Raw genomic sequence first — 16,653 nt, forward strand, 5'->3', positions numbered from 1 at the left:
CAATCATACTCCCAGCTTTTCCAATATCAAAAAAAGAAAGCCGCAGCATTTTGCGGCCTTCGTTATATTATTGAATTAGCTGGTTTACCGCTTCGATTACAGTAGCACCGGCAGCTTTCGCTTCCTCTGGTTTATTTTCGGCAATCAAATTATAAAATTCTTCTGCTGCTGTTAAAACTTCAGCTGTTTTTTCTTCGCCAAGCTTCTTATTTAATTCCATTTCAAGTGCTTTTAAGAACATATTCCCTTCAAGCGCTTCGGTTTTTGCTTCGACTGCATCTGCAGCTTGTGGAGCCTTTTCATAATACCCTTTAATTTTCCCCGCGATCGCTTTAGCAAACAGGGCACTTACTTCTTCTGCTTTGATCGCTGACGGATCAGTCGTATTCAGGGAGAAAATCTCGTCAAGTTTCGCTGTTGCCGCTTCATCGCCGCCGGACAATGATTGTTTAATCGCCTGAAGGAAGCCCCATGCTTCCACTTGCATAATTTTTAATTCACCGGCATCCTTGCCCTCTTTTGCTGCGGCTTCAATTTTTTCAGCATAGGAATTGGAGGCGAGGTAATAGCTTCTGTAAATGGATTTATCCGTTAATTGCACATAAACGCTAAAGTCCTCCGCTTTATTTGCGTTCAATGCCTCTTCCTGTGCGGACAGTCCGGAATTGATATTTTCGACAATGCTTGCCTCACCTGTCAATTGATAGTATTCATCCCGCTTTGCTGCAGTCGGAATAAATATTTGTTCGGCAAGATATTTAATTTGTCCAAATAAAAGCTTTGCGTCTTCCTGTTGTCCTTCAGTAACCGCGGCGGCTGCTTCTTTTTGCAATGTCTTTTGTTTCTGGTAAAAATAAGCTTGAGTTACTTTGTCAACTAGTTGTTTAGCGAGGACAGGCTCCAATTCGCCTGATTTTCCGGCCGCAATCGCGGTCTGGATTGTTTGGTCATATTCACCGTTAATCTCAGCGACAGGGGCTTGAAGTCCGTCCTTATATTTTTCTAAAACGAGATCCCAATCAACTGGCTGGCCTTCCTTTGCTTTATCGAGTTCTGTTTTGATTTCTGTAAATACGGCTGTTTGTTTGGCAGTGTCTGTTTCTTCAACCTTTACTTCCTTTGTTTCTTCCTTTGCCGCAGTCTCTTCTTTCGGCTTTTGCTCTGTTTTTTCAGCGCTTCCGCCTGTATTGCATCCTGTTAAGGCCACGCTGGCAATTAAAAAACCGGCAAAAATTCGTTTTAATTCCCGCTTTTTCATATGTTTCCCCCAACCTGTTATGTAGTTTATAATTGATAATGATTTTCATTAGTAATTATAATCGATAATGATTTTCATCGTCAATGAATTTTTTTTAAAATATGTCCCAATATTAAACAAATAAAGAGCGGTCCATCATGGCTTGCAATTGCCATTTCGAACCGCCCCTTTCGGTTATATATCTTTCAACCCAGTTCCACTTATTTGAATCATTACACTGAAAAAGCAGCCCTGATCACGGGCTGCTTTCGCTTTTTACAGATGCTGATTCAGCTTTTCAGCAAGTGCTTCTTTCGGCTGGAAACCGACAACTTTGTCAACGGCTTCGCCGTTTTTGAATACGATTAAAGTCGGGATGCTCATTACACCAAACTTTGCTGCTGTTTCCTGGTTTTCATCTACATCCAATTTTACGATTTTTACTTTATCTCCCATTTCAGAGTCCAGCTCTTCAAGAACCGGTGCAATCATTTTACAAGGGCCGCACCAAGGCGCCCAGAAATCCGCCAATACGATACCTTCGCCAGTGTCTTGAGCAAAACTTTGATCAGTTGCATGTATGATCGCCATAATGTATTCCTCCTAATTTAGAAAGCCTTTAATGGTTTGAATTATATCATCGATAACCTTTGCTTGCGAATAATTTGCTTAGGTGCACACTTTACTAGCGTTCCCTATCTTTTATCTGAACAAACATTTTATGAACGCTTTAAAGCGGTTCAGTGATGGTAATCCGGATAAAAGTGAAGACAGGTCTGCCTGACCTGCCTGTCTTCCCCGTAAGATTACGAATGAACTTTCAGCTTCCTGAATTCCTCTGTCAGCATTGGCACGACTTCAAACAAATCACCGACGATTCCATAATCGGCCACTTTGAAAATATTTGCTTCCGGATCTTTATTGATGGCAACGATGACCTTTGAATTGGACATTCCCGCCAGGTGCTGGATCGCGCCTGAAATTCCGCATGCAATGTAAAGATCAGGTGTGACAACCTTTCCTGTTTGGCCGATCTGCAAGGAATAATCGCAATATTCCGCATCACAGGCACCGCGCGAAGCACCAACAGCGCCTCCAAGAACCCGGGCCAGTTCCTTTAACGGCTCGAAGCCTTCTGCGCTTTTTACGCCACGCCCGCCGGCGATAACGACTTTTGCCTCTGACAAATCGACGCCTTCGCTTGCTTTGCGGACGACTTCTTTAATGATTGTGCGCAGATCGGTAATTTCAACAGCCAGAGGAGACACGTCCCCTGTGCGGGCTTCATCTTTTTCAAGCGGGTCGATGTTGTTGGGGCGGATCGTTGCAAATATAATGCCATCTGTGATGATTTTCTTTTCAAAAGCTTTTCCGGAATAAATCGGGCGTGTGAATACGAGGTTGCCGCCTGCTGCCTCGACAGCGGTAGCATCAGAGATAAGCCCGGCATCAAGCTTGGCCGCAATTTTTGGAGACAGGTCTTTGCCAAGCGCAGTATGTCCAAAGATAAGCCCTTCCGGTTGTTCCGATTCAATGACGGCCATCAATGCCTGTGAATAGCCATCAGACGTATACTGGCCCAATTTTTCATCTTCAACGATTACCACCCGGTCCGCACCGTAATGGATGAACTCTTGTCCTAAAGCGCTTACAGAATTGCCGACAAGAACACCGACTACCTCGCCGCCTTCTGCTACTGTTTTCCCTGCAGCGACCGCTTCAAAAGAAACGTTGCGCAATGATCCGTCACGGACTTCGCCTAACACCAATACTTTTCTGGCCATGTATGTTTTACCCCCTGGTTTTATTTTAAAAATTCCGATTCCCCGGTGTTGCCTTAAACGACTTTTGCTTCAGTGTGAAGAAGGCTGACAAGCTCTTTTACCTGGTCTGCCAGGTCGCCTTCAAGCACCTTGCCGGCATCTTTTTGCGGCGGCAGATAAATCTCAATGGTTTTCGTTTTCGCTTCAACATCATCTTCTTCAAGATCAAGGTCATCGATTTCAAGCTCGTCAAGCGGCTTCTTTTTCGCCTTCATAATTCCCGGAAGAGAAGGATAGCGCGGTTCATTCAACCCTTGCTGTGCTGTGACAAGCAGCGGAAGGCTTGTTTCAATTACTTCCGAATCTCCTTCAACATCACGGACAACGGTGACAGTGCTGCCATCAATATCAAGCTTTGTAATCGTGGTGACATAAGAGATACCCAATAATTCAGCAACCCGCGGGCCAACCTGGCCGGAACCGCCGTCGATCGCCACGTTTCCTCCCAAAATCAGGTCTGCTTGTTTATCCTTTAAGTATTCGGCTAAAATTTTGGCTGTTGTATACTGGTCGCCGTATTCAAGGTCATCCTCTGTGTTGATGAGAACAGCCTTGTCTGCACCCATTGCCAATGCAGTGCGCAGCTGCTTTTCTGATTCTTCATTTCCCACTGAAATAACGGTTACTTCGCCGCCGTGGGCATCGCGAACCTGTATCGCTTCTTCAATCGCATATTCATCATAAGGATTGATAATAAATTCTGCACCATCTTCATTGATTTTTCCGCCGGAAATCGTAATTTTCTCTTCAGTGTCAAAAGTTCTTTTCATCAGCACGTAAATGTTCATCGTTTCCCCTCCAAAATAGGTTTATGACAAATCACAAGCTTACTTCCCCTTGAACTCCGGCTCGCGCTTTTCGATAAATGCCTTGATTCCTTCCTGTCCGTCCTCGGACATAAACACTTCGCCGAAAAGCTCTGCCTCCTTCTTGACGCCGCTGTGAAATTCGCTTGTCTTTCCGCAATTTAAAAGCTGGATTGCCGCTTTCATGGCAACAGGGCTTTTTTTCGCAATCTTTTTAGCGATTCTATAGGCATTTTCGAGCAGCTCCCCTTCCGGATAAGCATGGTTGGCGAGCCCATATTGGACAGCTTCAACGCCGGTGATCGGGTCACTTGTCAGCAGCATTTCCGCAGCCCTTGCCACGCCGACATAACGGGGCAGCCGCTGCGATCCGGCAAAACCGGGAACCAGTCCAAGCTGCAGCTCCGGCAGCCCGAGCTTTGCAGTCTCGGTGACAAGGCGGAAGTGGCAAGCCATTGCCAATTCAAGACCGCCGCCAAGCGCTGCACCATGAATAGCGGCAATAATCGGCTTTGGAAATTGCTCCATCCGCTCAAACAATTGCTGGCCATGGCCAGCCAACACAGTAAAGTCTTCACCCGTTTTAATGGTTGTGAATTCTTTAATATCGGCCCCGGCCGAGAAAAAGCGGCCTTCTCCGTGAATGAGAACTGCCCTTACATCATCATTGGACTCAATCTCGTCCAGGACGGCCGAGAGCTCTTTCAAAACCGCTGAAGAAAGGGCATTGGCCGGCGGCCGTTCAATCGTAATTGTTGCGACTCGATCAGAGCTGGACCATTTTAAAAATTCCATTATCATTCCTCCCCATATAAAAGCAAGCAAACTAGTGTCCGGCGTTTCCGCAGCCACTGACGAGCAAACGGTGGACAGGACCGGCCAATGCGGTAAGATCGTATTTTTGTTCGTTCATGACCCAGGTCGTTACCGTTTCGTCCATTGTTCCAAAAATCATTTGCCTGGCAAGCCGGACATCAAGATCGCTTGAAAACTCACCATTTTCCTTGCCTTCCAAAAGAATTTTATCAACCACTTTCAAGTAGCCTTTTAGCACTTCATTGATTTTTAAACGTAAATCCTTATTCGACTGCCTCAGCTCCAGCTGGGTGACAATCGCCAGATGGCGATCCTCTGACAGCATCCTGAAATGGTTTTCGACCATCACTAATAATTTCTCTGCAGCCTTTTCTTTTCCTGCAATCATTTGTTCGATTTTTTCCACAAAGTCGCCCATTTTCTCTTGAAAGAGGGAAATTAAGATATCTTCTTTGTTTTTGAAATACAGATAAATCGTTCCGTCAGCAACGCCCGCCTGCTTGGCGATTTTGGATACCTGGGCTTGATGGTATCCGTTTTCGGCAATCACAACAACCGCGGCATCGATAATTTGCATGTATTTCGGCTTATTTTTTTTCAAACCATTACCCCCTTTCAAAAAATGCTGACTTTGTTTTTTTAAAACTGTCATATTAAAAGACCACTCTCCAAAATATCAATAAAAAAGTGCAACCCATAAAATGAATGAATAGTCATTCATATTTTTATAATAGTTGCACAAATGTTTTCTGTCAAGAAAATATCCATTTATTATTTAATTTGGTCTTGTCCATTTTATTATGACAGTCTGTAAACACGATGGCAAGCATGGCTTGTTTGAATGAAGAGCCGCGTTCATGACTGAAAAAATATTTATGCCTGTTTTTTCTCTTCTTCTTCAAACCGCTTTTTCTCTTCCTCCACCAGCACTCTCCTCAAGATTTTCCCGACTGCTGTTTTTGGGAGCTCGCTTCTGAATTCATATATTCTTGGAACCTTATAGGCGGCCAGATGCTTGCGGGCAAATTCATTTAATTCTTCACTTGATAAGGAGAAGCCTTCTTTTAAAACGACGTATGCTTTAACCGTTTCTCCGCGGTACGGATCAGGAATGCCTGCGGCAACGACTTCCTGGACATCAGGGTGCTCATAAAGGACTTCTTCAATTTCGCGCGGATAAATATTAAAGCCTCCGGCAATAATCATGTCCTTTTTCCGGTCAACTACGTAAAAATAGCCGTCATCGTCCATGTAGCCAAGATCTCCTGTCAACAGCCAGCCATCCCTTAATGTTTGTGCCGTATCTTCCGGCCGGTTCCAGTAGCCTTTCATCACCTGCGGACCTTTCACAGCAATTTCTCCGATTTCGCCCGGTGGAAGCGGTTCCCCGGTTTCCAGTGAAAGTACAGCACTATCCGTATCAGGCCATGGAACGCCAATGCTGCCTTTAACACGAGGGCGGTCCCATAAGAAATTCGCATGCGTGACCGGCGAAGATTCCGTCAAGCCATAGCCTTCGACAAGCTTTCCCCCGGTCGCCTCTTCAAAGTTTTGCTGAACCTCGACAGGCAGCGGGGCAGAGCCGCTTATACACGAATCAATTGAAGACAGATCGTATTTTTGCAGATCCGGATGGTTTAACAGGCCGATATAAATGGTTGGAGCGCCTGGAAACAAGGTTGGACGCTGCTTCTGGATCGTCTTTAAAGTCGTCTCCGGGTCAAACTTTGGCAGCAACACCATTTTATAAGCCTGCATGACTGACAATAGAAGCACAGTTGTCATCCCATACACGTGGAAAAACGGTAAAATTCCGAGAACAATCTCCTCGCCGCGCTTGCATTTATAAAGCCAGGCCTGGCACATGACCACATTGGCAATAAGGTTTTTATGGGTAAGCATCACCCCTTTTGGAAATCCTGTCGTTCCGCCGGTGTATTGAAGCAAAGCCAGATCTTCTTCATAATCAAATTCATGTTCTGCAATCGGCCTCATCGGCTGCTTCAATATTTCTGCCAGCAAGTGATGGTTCCCTTCATGCTTGACATTCACAACGATTCCGTATTGCTTTTTCTGAATAAACGGATAAATAAGGTTTTTCGGAAACGGAAGATAATCTTTGATAGCGGTTACAATTACGTGCTCAAGATCAGTCTTCGGCATGACCTTTGTAACCCTCGGAAATAAGATATCAAGTGTGATAATCGCTTTTGCTCCTGAATCCTTCATTTGGTATTCAAGCTCCCGCTCCATATAGAGCGGATTTGTTTGAACTACAACGCCTCCCGCCTGCAAAATCCCGTAATAGGCAATCACCGCTGAAGGGGTATTCGGCAGCATAATCGCGACCCTGTCGCCCTTTTTGATGCCAAGGCTCTGCAAATATCCGGCAAACTTGCGCGCTGAGTCATAAACCTGTTGGAAAGTCAGCTCTTTTCCCATGAAGTGAATGGCGGGTTTCTCGGGAAACTCCTCGGCAGCCCGTTTTAAATACTGCTGGACCGGCTCGTTACTGTAAATAAGGCTCGGGGGAATTTCGTCCGGGTAATGTTTGATCCACGGTTTATTCTCTGACATACACTTCCTCCTGTTCATGAGAATTTTTAGAACATTCAAACTGTTTCTACCTCATTATAATATAATGAAGATTCCCTGACAATTAGAATAGGCCGGACGTATTATGACGATTTTGGCTTAATGCAGCATAGCTTTGATTTTATCGAAAAAAATAACCGGGACCAATTCCCGGTTTCATTTATGCAAAAAACACCATATAAAAAAGGCCGATCAATACGAACAAGCCGCATAGGGCCAGCAATACCTTTGCTAATGTTTCCACTATGGTCTCCCCTTATATTCCCGCTCCGATTACGAATGATAAACCAACCGAAATGACGAGCGAAATAAAGCCGACGGCCCGGTTATCATTTTTTATTTCATCATCGATTTTAAACTTTGGAGTGAGAAATTCATAAATAAAGTAGCCGAGCAAGAGCAGGAAGAAGCCAAAAAGTCCCCAGCCGATCATCGTAAAAAGTGTATCATGCTGAACGATAGAATGGCTGAACACATTGGCGATCCCGAATATTTTTCCGCCTGTAGCCATTGCCACTGCCATGTTGCCTTTCTTTATTTCTTCCCAATTATTATATTTGGTAACTAGTTCAAACACGGCCAAAAAGACAACAATACAAAGGATGACTACACTGTAATTCGCTGCCGTCAATACATACTCATTCTCCCAAAATTGGTTCATATCGATTTTCTCCCTGCCAACTATTTAAATTCGGCGATCGTCACACCGGACCCGCCTTCGCCGGCTTCCCCAAAACGAATTTTTTTCACGGCGCGATGATTTTTCAAATACTCCTGAACTCCCTGCCTTAATGCCCCGGTGCCTTTGCCGTGGATAATTGAAACACGCGGATAGCCCGCAAGGAGGGCATCGTCCAGGTACTTTTCGACCTTTAATAAAGCATCCTCATATCGTTCACCCCGCAAATCAAGCTCAAGTCCAACATGGTAGTCCCTGCCCTTGATGGTGGCGATCTGCTTTGTTTCAACAGGCTTCGGGCTGCCGACGTAAACGAGATCTTTTTCATCAACCTTCATTTTCAAAATGCCGATTTGCACTTGCCATTCCGATTCAGACACTCGTTCAATGAGATGACCCTTTTGGTCAAAGGTCAGGACCTTGACTTCATCGCCAGGCTTAAAGGAATGCTTTTGCTCTTTTTGTTTTGCAGTGCTCTTCTTCGTTTCTTTCTGCGGGGCAGCTGCTTCAAGCCGCTTTCTGGCATCGATCAGTTCATGCTCCTTGACCTCGGCGTTTTTCTCAATGCGCAGCTGCCTTAGTTCGCGAATGATGCTTTCCGCTTCTTGCTTCGCTTTTTCAATGATATCGGCGGCCTTATCCTCCGCTTTTTCGTATAAGCTGTCTTTTTTGTCATAATAAGCGGCCATTTGCTTTTGCAAATCTTTTTGCAGCAATTCTGCTTCCTTTAAAAGCTGATGGGCTTCTTCAAGCTCTTTCTCGGCCTGCCTCCTGTTTGCTTCAAGCGAGGCAATCATGTTTTCAACCTGGTTGCTGTCTGCGCCTACATGCGATCGGGCATTATCAATGACTTTGTCACTGAGCCCGAGCCGCTTCGAAATTTCAAACGCATTGCTTCGCCCCGGTATGCCGATTAACAGCTTATAGGTCGGGCTCAATGTCTCGACATCAAATTCGACGCTGGCATTCACAACTCCTTCTCTATTATAACCATAAGCCTTTAATTCCGGGTAATGGGTTGTTGCGATTACTTTCGCTCCGCGCTTATAAACTTCGTCGAGAATCGAGATCGCCAGTGCAGCCCCTTCCTGGGGATCGGTTCCGGCCCCAAGCTCATCAAACAGGACCAGGCTGTTAAAATCGACCTTCGATAAAATGTCCACAATATTCACCATATGTGATGAAAAGGTACTGAGGCTTTGCTCAATCGATTGTTCATCACCGATATCGGCATAAACGGCATCAAAAACAGCCAGCTCCGAGCCGTCGAGGGCAGGAATTTGCAAGCCAGCCTGGGCCATTAACGTGCAAAGACCCGCTGTTTTTAAAGTAACGGTTTTTCCGCCCGTATTGGGGCCAGTGATTACAATCGTTGAAAAATCCTTTCCAAGCGAAATGTCATTGGCGACAACCTCTTCGATCGGAATAAGCGGATGGCGCGCTTTTAATAACACGATTCGGCCTTCATTATTCATCTTTGGCTTTGATGCTTTAATCCGACTGCTGTACCTGGCTTTCGCAAACATAAAATCAAGCTCGGCCAGGACGTCGACGATCCTGTCCAGTTCTTCCTTGCTTTCTCCAACTTGAAGCGACAAACCGATCAAAATTCTTTCGATTTCCTGCTGCTCTTTGACACGAATGCTTTGCAGCTCATTATTTAATTGCACGATTGCCTGCGGTTCAATGAACAATGTCTGGCCGGAGGAGCTTTGATCATGGATGATCCCTCCGTAATGGCCCCGGTATTCCTGCTTGACGGGAATGACAAACCGGTCATTTCGGATCGTGACAATCGCATCCGATAACATTTTCTGGGCATTTGTTGAACGAATCATGCTCTCGAGCCGCTCGCGGACCCGCGCTTCTTTCGTTCTTAGCTGGTGCCGCAATGACCTGAGCGCCTCACTCGCGCTGTCGAGCACTTCACCGCTTTCATCGATGGCGATTTTGATATTTTGCTCCAAGTCGGCAAGCACTGTAATTTTGCTTGTATAATCCGTTAAGATCGGGAGCTCCAAAGTCTCTTCATGGATATCCTCGATAAACCGTTTCAGCTGCCTGCTCGCATGAATCGTACTTGCAACCTCGACAAGCTCATGCGGATTCAGCATCCCGCCAATTACGGCTCTTTTTGTGTGGGGACGGATATCAAATATACCACCGAGCGGAACATTCCCTTTCAATCGAACGACTTTGACAGCTTCATCGGTTTCTTCATGAAGCTTTACCACTTCAGCAAAATCACTGGATGGCAGCAGACTTTTCGCCTTATCCCTGCCAAGCGAAGAAGAAACATGCTCAAGCAGCTGTTCCTTCACTTTATCAAATTCGAGAACCTTTAATACTCTTTCCTGCATGGAGACACTCTCCTTTCGCGTGTGCTTTGGCGCAGTTCTAGCGGCGGTGCAGAAAATCCAACAGTTCTTCTGTGCTCAAAGCATTTAAGACAGAAGACTTCGGTGTCCAGCCTTTCCGTGCCGCCGCCACGCCAATTTCCATGTCCACTAATGTATCTAATTTATGGGCGTCCGTGTTGATCACGATTTTAACACCGGCTTCGTGGGCCTTCCGAATATTCTCCGCTGCTAAATCGAGACGGTTCGGGTTTGCATTTAACTCAAGCGCGGTATTCGTTTCTTTTGCAAGCTTGATCAGCATATCCATATCGACTTCATATCCTTCCCTGCGCCCAATCACCCGCCCGGTTGGATGGGCAATAATATCGACATGGGGATTTTCCAACGCCGTTTTCAGCCTCGCCATGATTTTTTCTTTTGGCTGCGAGAAAGCGGAGTGGATCGAAGCGATCACAATATCCATTTCCGCAAGCAGTTCATCATCATAATCAAGCGACCCGTCAGGCAAAATATCCATTTCGACTCCGGCAAGAATTTCGATATCATCGTACCTGTCGTTTAATTGTTTGATCAGTTCCTTTTGCTTGCGAAGCCGTTCTGGCGTCAAGCCGCTTGCGATCTTTAAATACTGGGAGTGGTCCGTAATGGCCATGTATTTATAGCCTCTCCGCCTGCACGCTTCAATCATTTCTTCGATCGTGTGGGCACCGTCACTCCAGGTCGAGTGCATATGGAGATCACCGTTTATCGCATCAAGCATGATCAGGTCAAGTTCCCCGGAATATTCGTCAACCTCCCGGCCGTCTTCACGGATTTCCGGCGGGAAGAACGGCAGCCCAAAATGCTTGTAAAAATCATGTTCTGTATCAAAGGTGAGTACTTCACCAGTTTCAATCACTTCAACGCCGTATTCACTGATCTTTTCGCCCCGCTCCTTGGCAAGCTGTCTCATTCTGACATTATGGTCCTTCGAGCCTGTAAAATGATGAAGGGCAGTCGCAAACTCTTCAGGCTTGACGAGACGAAAGTCCGCGGAAACCTCGTAGCTGTATTCGAACGTCACTGATACCTTTGTTTCTCCCGCTGCGATCGTTTCCTTGATATTGGGAAGCTCAAGAAGCTGATTTTTTACTTGAAGCGGGTTTTCCGTGGCAATAATAAAGTCCAAATCTTTAATTGTTTCCCGCAATCTGCGGAGGCTTCCGGCCCGGGAAAACTTTACAACGCCATCCATCTTTGAAACCTCCGCTTCTATCGACTCGGCAATTTCAAGCATGTAAGCAACCGGCAGCCGCTCAGGACGCGTGCCGGCATTTTTGATGGCAGCGATGATTTTCTCTTCCGTCTTTTTGCCAAATCCGGCAAGCCCCTTAACCTTGCCTGCCATACATGCTTCCAGGAGGTCAGACACATCTTCGATCCCCAGTTCCTGGTGGAGCTTGGCAATTTTCTTTCCTCCAAGCCCCGGAAGCTGCAATAACGGAATCAGCCCTGGTGGAACTTCCTCCTGCAGCTCTCTTAACACAGTTGAGTTGCCCGTTTCGATATATTCCTCGATAACTGCCGCAGTTCCTTTCCCAATACCGGACAGTTTTGTCAAGTCTTCAAACTCAGACAGGCTGCGGTCATCCATTTCAAGCGCATTAGCAGCTTTTCTAAATGCGACAACTTTAAATGGATTTTCTCCTTTTAGTTCCAAATAGATAGCGATCGTTTCCAGCAAACGAACAACATCTTTCTTATTTACACTCATTAATGGTCCCTGCCTTTTCGCTTGCGCTTTATTAGCGTCATTCTCGTTTTCAGTTGGTCCGCGAGACTATGATTTGTAACGCCTGAACAGACAAAGCTTATTTAAATTTAGCCTGAGCAGCAGCCGTCCGGTATGAAAAGAAAAACTTCTCCATGTAAGAGAAGTTATGCAGCCATATATTCAATCCACAATTCTTTTATCTGCTGCGATAGAAACGGGGTGTGCTCAACTATGTATTTTGCCATGACCGAATCGTTTAATGGTCCCTGAATATTTTCAACTGGAAGAAGCGCAGCTATGTATAATAGAATAAAAATGATAAGATAAACTTCGACGAAACCGAGTATTCCGCCGGCCCAGACGTTAAGCTGTTTTAAAATTGGCAGATGGGCGACAAAATCCAGCATTGAGCCGATAATTTGCAGCAGTATTTTTACGGCAAAGAAAATCGCAGCGAACGCGATTGCCCGGTAATAGGCACTTTCCAAATCCGCATTTCCCAAAAGCATATCAAAAGTAGAATCGCTGTTAAAGGAAGGATACGGCACCCATAGCGTCAGCTTGGGAGCCAGCTGATCGTAATACATATGTGCGACAACGAAGGCAATAATGAAACCTGTCAAATGGATCAACTGTAATATAAAGCCTCTTCTTAATCCGATAAAAAAGCCAAAAATTAAAATAATGATAATTGCGAGATCCAGCATGGCCCTTTCAGTCCTTTACTCTTTTTAATTCGTTTTCAAGCCGTTCCAACCGATCCTTTATATTTAAATAATCATTCACGGCATTTACAGCCGTTAAAACGGCCAGCTTGTTCGTGTCGAGTGAAGGATTCTTGGAGCTGATTTCGCGCATTTTATCATCTACCATTGCGGCAACAAGCCGTATATGGCTATTGCTTTCCGGACCGACAATAACATATTGCTGTCCGTATATATCTACAATCGTGCGTGTTTTTTGTCGATCTGACAACCTTAATGCCTCCATTCTAAGAATCCTAATCTATACTATAACATGAACATAAAATCAGGGAAAGTCAAAGGGTCATGAACAGGTTTAGAACGTTTGCAAACATTTTATATTATATGAACAATAATATTTTTAAAAGAGAACACATGCAAAAACAGTCAGGAGTGTAATAGATGAGCAATGTGGTATTAATGAAAAAGGAAGCGGAGATCCATGAAATGAAGATCCATTATAACCGCGCAATCAGTGAGAAAACTCCGCCAGGCAGTATTTTTTCCGCTAAAATTCCCGGGTGCACAATTACTGCATATAAATCCGGGAAGGTCCTTTTTCAAGGTCCCGAGTGTGAACGGGAAGCATTGAAATGGGGAACAGCAGCTCCAAAGAATGAGCAGAAAACGGCAAAAACGGCGGGAAGCCACTTGCCTGCGAACTTTGCCGAACTATCCGTGATTGGATCAGATGAAGTCGGCACCGGGGATTATTTTGGCCCGATTACCGTTGTCGCTGCATATGTGAGAAAGGAGGATATTCCGGTTTTACAAGAGCTTGGTGTCCGCGATTCGAAAAATTTAAACGACGCGAAAATTTCCGCTATAGCAAAAGAATTGATTAAACTCATCCCTTACAAGCTATTAGTGTTAAAAAATGAAAAATATAACAAGTACCAGCAGTCAGGCATGTCACAGGGAAAAATGAAAGCACTGCTTCATAATCAGGCAATCACCCAGCTTTTGGAGAAAATCGCGCCAGAGCAGCCTGAAGCCATTTTGATCGACCAATTTGCCGAGGAACATGTCTATTATCAACACTTAAAGGGACAGCAAATCATCCAAAAGGAACGCGTCTATTTTAGCACGAAGGCCGAGGGAATCCACCTGGCAGTTGCTGCAGCGTCGATTATTGCCCGCTATGCATTTGTCCTCTGCTTTGAGGAATTGAGCGAGGCGGCCGGATTTACGCTCCCAAAAGGGGCAGGCGCACTTGTTGACCAGGCTGGCGCACGTCTCATCAAAGAAAAGGGAATCGAATCCCTCCCGCAATTCGCCAAGATGCACTTTGCCAACACTGAAAAAGCGGTGCTAATTAGTAAACAGAAATAAAAAACACAAGCGAAACCAGTAAATCGGCGTTTCGCTTGTGTTTTTTAGCTTCATAATTAATGCATCCCCGACTGTTTAAGGCTGTTACCCTCTAAGTGTGGCTCCTGCTTTTTCCTTTACAGCTGCGAGGACTTTATCATGGGCTTTTGCGACATCTTCATCGGTTAAAGTCCGGTCCGGATCGAAGTATTTTAACGAAAAGGCGAGCGACTTCTTGCCTGCTTCCATCCGTTCTCCTTCATACAAGTCAAAGACGTGAATCTCTTTCAGCAGCTTGCCGCCGGCTTTCTTAATAATCGCTCCGAGCTCTCCGGCCGTTTTTTCTTTATCAACGACAAGGGCAATGTCTCTCGTAATCGACGGGAAGCGCGGAATCGCTTCATATTGTAAAGGAGCAACCTCTGTTTCTAAAATCGTTTTTAGTGACAGTTCGCATACGTATGTGTCCTTCAAATCCATGTCCTTTTGTACGGTTGGGTGAACCTGGCCGATAAAGCCGATTTTTTCATCTGATAAATAAACTTCTGCCGTGCGGCCGGGATGGAGGCCTTCAAGCGAACCATGGCGATATTCCACTCGATTTTCAAGGCCAAGCTTTGCAAAAAGCCCTTCTAAAATTCCTTTTAAAACGTAAAAATCGGCCGGCTTCTTTTCGCCCTGCCAAGGATGGGAGTGCCATAAACCCGTAATCGCGGCAGCGAGATGCTCACGCTCTTCCGGGAGCTCTTCCCCTTCTCTGGCGAGGAAAACAGATCCTGTTTCATACACAGCAACACTGTCAAGCTGGCGGGCGACATTATGTTTTAATACCTCCAGCAGCTGGGGAACAATGCTTAACCGCAGAATGCTTCGCTCCTCGCTCATCGGCATTGCCAGCCGGATCGGCTCGCGTTTTTCAAGCGCATACTGTCCCGCCTTTTCAGCACTTGTCAGCGAATAAGTAACAGCCTGGAGCAAACCGGCACCTTCCAAATAACGGCGGACAGCGCGGCGTTTCTTTTGATAAGCTGTCAGGCTTCCCGGTGTCGAAGCGACGACAGGCAAAGTTTTCGACAGATTATCATAACCGAATAAGCGTCCAACTTCTTCGATTAAATCTTCTTCGATTGTAATATCGCCGCGCCTTGTCGGAACCGTAACCGTGAACAGATCATTATCGACATTGACGCCAAATTGCAGGCGTTCGAAAATATCCTTAACTTCGTTTGCTGCCAAATCTGTGCCGAGCACACGGTTGATCTTCTCAAGACTGACAGAAATAAAAGCAGGCTCAATATCAAGAACATCTGCTTCCGCAGACCCTGCGAGTACTTCGCCGCCGGCATATTCAGCAAGCAAAGCAGCCGCCCGTTCGGCCGCAGCATGAACCCTGTTCGGATCAACACCCTTTTCAAATCGGGCGCTCGCTTCACTGCGCAATCCAAGATCCTTGGAAGCCTTTCGTACCGTTCGGCCGGCAAAATACGCTGATTCCAATATTACGGTTGTCGTATCACGGCCAACCTCAGAATTGGCCCCACCCATAACCCCTGCAATGGCGACCGGCTCTGTTCCGTTTGTGATCACGAGATGGTCTTCCGTTAATTCACGCTTCACATCATCCAGCGTTTCAATCACTTCACCTTTTTTGGCACGCCGTACGACAATTTCTTTTGATCCAAGCCGGTCATAATCGAAAGCATGAAGCGGCTGGCCATACTCGAGCAAAATATAGTTCGTGATATCAACGACATTGTTATGCGGGCGAATCCCGGCGGCCATCAGCCTGCCCTGCATCCAGAGCGGCGCCGGTCCGATCTTTACATTTTTGATTACCTTGGCAACGTACAGAGGATTATCCTCTTTTGCATCAACAGTTATTTTTATATAATCAGAAGCTTTCTCTGCAGACTCTGAGACCTCCGCGTCAGGAAGGTTTACTTCCCTGCCGAGGATGGCGCCCACTTCATAGGCAACACCAAGCATGCTTAAGCAGTCGGCACGGTTTGGCGTTAAGCCGAGCTCCAATACATGATCCTCCCGGCCCAATTCGGCAATTGCATCTGCGCCAACTTCTGCATCCTGCGGAAACACAAAAATTCCATCGGAAAACTCCTTGGCAATCAGCTTGCTTTCAATGCCGAGCTCCTGGAGGGAACAGATCATCCCGTTTGATTCCTCGCCGCGCAGCTTCGCCTTTTTGATTTTAAAATTCCCCGGCAGGACGGCACCGACTTTGGCCACCGCAACCTTTTGCCCCTTACCGACATTGGCGGCGCCGCAAATAATTTGCACGGGTGCTTCTGCACCGATATCTACTAAACATTTATTCAGCTTATCAGCATTCGGATGTTGTTCACACTCGAGCACATGCCCGATGACAACGTCACGTATTCCATCGTTTAGTACAGTAACGCCTTCTACTTCAATCCCGCTTTTCGTAATTTTTTCGGCCAGTTCAACCGGGCTTACGCCTGAAAGATCAACGTAATCCTGGAGCCATCTATAAGAAACGAACATTTCGGAAATC

The 16,653-nt window shown here is 45.9% G+C and carries 14 protein-coding genes; 1 reads left to right on the forward strand and 13 read right to left on the reverse strand.

Annotated features, from left to right (window positions below):
• Nucleotides 1-67: 67 nt before the first annotated feature.
• The 12 genes from CU633_RS08730 to zapA form a co-directional block, all read right to left on the reverse strand.
• A complete protein-coding gene (locus tag CU633_RS08730) occupies nt 68-1,258 on the reverse strand; it encodes a hypothetical protein (RefSeq protein WP_101659483.1) in 1,191 nt (396 codons plus the stop codon).
• Nucleotides 1,259-1,513: 255 nt separating this feature from the next.
• On the reverse strand, nt 1,514-1,828 hold the full coding sequence (gene trxA, locus CU633_RS08735; RefSeq protein WP_101659485.1) for a thioredoxin: 315 nt from the start codon (nt 1,826-1,828) through the stop codon (nt 1,514-1,516).
• Nucleotides 1,829-2,043: 215 nt separating this feature from the next.
• Complete coding sequence (locus tag CU633_RS08740; RefSeq protein ID WP_101659487.1) at nt 2,044-3,021, reverse strand: electron transfer flavoprotein subunit alpha/FixB family protein; 978 nt, start codon at nt 3,019-3,021, stop codon at nt 2,044-2,046.
• Between the two features lie 53 nt (nt 3,022-3,074).
• Complete coding sequence (locus CU633_RS08745) at nt 3,075-3,848, reverse strand: electron transfer flavoprotein subunit beta/FixA family protein (RefSeq protein ID WP_101659489.1); 774 nt, start codon at nt 3,846-3,848, stop codon at nt 3,075-3,077.
• Nucleotides 3,849-3,887: 39 nt separating this feature from the next.
• Nucleotides 3,888-4,661: an enoyl-CoA hydratase gene (locus CU633_RS08750; protein WP_101659491.1), complete on the reverse strand. Its 774-nt coding sequence runs from the start codon at nt 4,659-4,661 to the stop codon at nt 3,888-3,890.
• Nucleotides 4,662-4,692: 31 nt separating this feature from the next.
• The gene (locus CU633_RS08755) at nt 4,693-5,283 is read right to left on the reverse strand and encodes a TetR/AcrR family transcriptional regulator (protein ID WP_101659646.1); all 591 of its coding nucleotides are present in this window, start codon (nt 5,281-5,283) and stop codon (nt 4,693-4,695) included.
• A 272-nt stretch (nt 5,284-5,555) separates the two neighbouring features.
• Nucleotides 5,556-7,259, reverse strand: a complete 1,704-nt coding sequence (locus CU633_RS08760) for an AMP-binding protein (protein ID WP_101659493.1) — start codon at nt 7,257-7,259, stop codon at nt 5,556-5,558.
• 274 nt (nt 7,260-7,533) lie between these two features.
• A complete protein-coding gene (locus CU633_RS08765; protein ID WP_101659495.1) occupies nt 7,534-7,938 on the reverse strand; it encodes a DUF350 domain-containing protein in 405 nt (134 codons plus the stop codon).
• Nucleotides 7,939-7,958: 20 nt separating this feature from the next.
• Nucleotides 7,959-10,316, reverse strand: coding sequence for an endonuclease MutS2 (locus CU633_RS08770; protein ID WP_101659507.1), 2,358 nt, complete (start codon nt 10,314-10,316; stop codon nt 7,959-7,961).
• A 37-nt stretch (nt 10,317-10,353) separates the two neighbouring features.
• On the reverse strand, nt 10,354-12,069 hold the full coding sequence (gene polX, locus CU633_RS08775; protein WP_101659509.1) for a DNA polymerase/3'-5' exonuclease PolX: 1,716 nt from the start codon (nt 12,067-12,069) through the stop codon (nt 10,354-10,356).
• A 164-nt stretch (nt 12,070-12,233) separates the two neighbouring features.
• On the reverse strand, nt 12,234-12,776 hold the full coding sequence (locus CU633_RS08780; protein WP_101659510.1) for a CvpA family protein: 543 nt from the start codon (nt 12,774-12,776) through the stop codon (nt 12,234-12,236).
• A gap of 7 nt (nt 12,777-12,783) precedes the next feature.
• Nucleotides 12,784-13,044, reverse strand: a complete 261-nt coding sequence (gene zapA / locus CU633_RS08785) for a cell division protein ZapA (RefSeq protein WP_101659511.1) — start codon at nt 13,042-13,044, stop codon at nt 12,784-12,786.
• Between the two features lie 170 nt (nt 13,045-13,214).
• Here zapA and rnhC point away from each other — a divergent pair, with 170 nt between their 5' ends.
• Complete coding sequence (gene rnhC, locus CU633_RS08790) at nt 13,215-14,144, forward strand: ribonuclease HIII (protein ID WP_101659512.1); 930 nt, start codon at nt 13,215-13,217, stop codon at nt 14,142-14,144.
• Nucleotides 14,145-14,228: 84 nt separating this feature from the next.
• Here the strand turns inward: rnhC and pheT are convergent, their stop codons facing one another.
• Nucleotides 14,229-16,643: a phenylalanine--tRNA ligase subunit beta gene (pheT, locus tag CU633_RS08795; protein WP_101659513.1), complete on the reverse strand. Its 2,415-nt coding sequence runs from the start codon at nt 16,641-16,643 to the stop codon at nt 14,229-14,231.
• Nucleotides 16,644-16,653: the final 10 nt, after the last annotated feature.

The sequence above is a fragment of the Bacillus sp. V3-13 genome, from assembly GCF_002860165.1.
In the GTDB taxonomy this organism is placed as follows: domain Bacteria; phylum Bacillota; class Bacilli; order Bacillales; family Cytobacillaceae; genus Bacillus_BJ.

Coding starts and splice junctions, on each gene's coding strand:
- CU633_RS08740 (WP_101659487.1), bottom strand. CDS start 3,021: ATGGCCAGAAAAGTATTGGTGTTAGGCGAAGTCCGTGACGGATCATTG.
- trxA (WP_101659485.1), bottom strand. CDS start 1,828: ATGGCGATCATACATGCAACTGATCAAAGTTTTGCTCAAGACACTGGC.
- CU633_RS08780 (WP_101659510.1), bottom strand. CDS start 12,776: ATGCTGGATCTCGCAATTATCATTATTTTAATTTTTGGCTTTTTTATC.
- CU633_RS08765 (WP_101659495.1), bottom strand. CDS start 7,938: ATGAACCAATTTTGGGAGAATGAGTATGTATTGACGGCAGCGAATTAC.
- CU633_RS08745 (WP_101659489.1), bottom strand. CDS start 3,848: ATGAACATTTACGTGCTGATGAAAAGAACTTTTGACACTGAAGAGAAA.
- CU633_RS08760 (WP_101659493.1), bottom strand. CDS start 7,259: ATGTCAGAGAATAAACCGTGGATCAAACATTACCCGGACGAAATTCCC.
- CU633_RS08750 (WP_101659491.1), bottom strand. CDS start 4,661: ATGGAATTTTTAAAATGGTCCAGCTCTGATCGAGTCGCAACAATTACG.
- CU633_RS08730 (WP_101659483.1), bottom strand. CDS start 1,258: ATGAAAAAGCGGGAATTAAAACGAATTTTTGCCGGTTTTTTAATTGCC.
- rnhC (WP_101659512.1), top strand. CDS start 13,215: ATGAGCAATGTGGTATTAATGAAAAAGGAAGCGGAGATCCATGAAATG.
- pheT (WP_101659513.1), bottom strand. CDS start 16,643: ATGTTCGTTTCTTATAGATGGCTCCAGGATTACGTTGATCTTTCAGGC.
- polX (WP_101659509.1), bottom strand. CDS start 12,069: ATGAGTGTAAATAAGAAAGATGTTGTTCGTTTGCTGGAAACGATCGCT.
- CU633_RS08770 (WP_101659507.1), bottom strand. CDS start 10,316: ATGCAGGAAAGAGTATTAAAGGTTCTCGAATTTGATAAAGTGAAGGAA.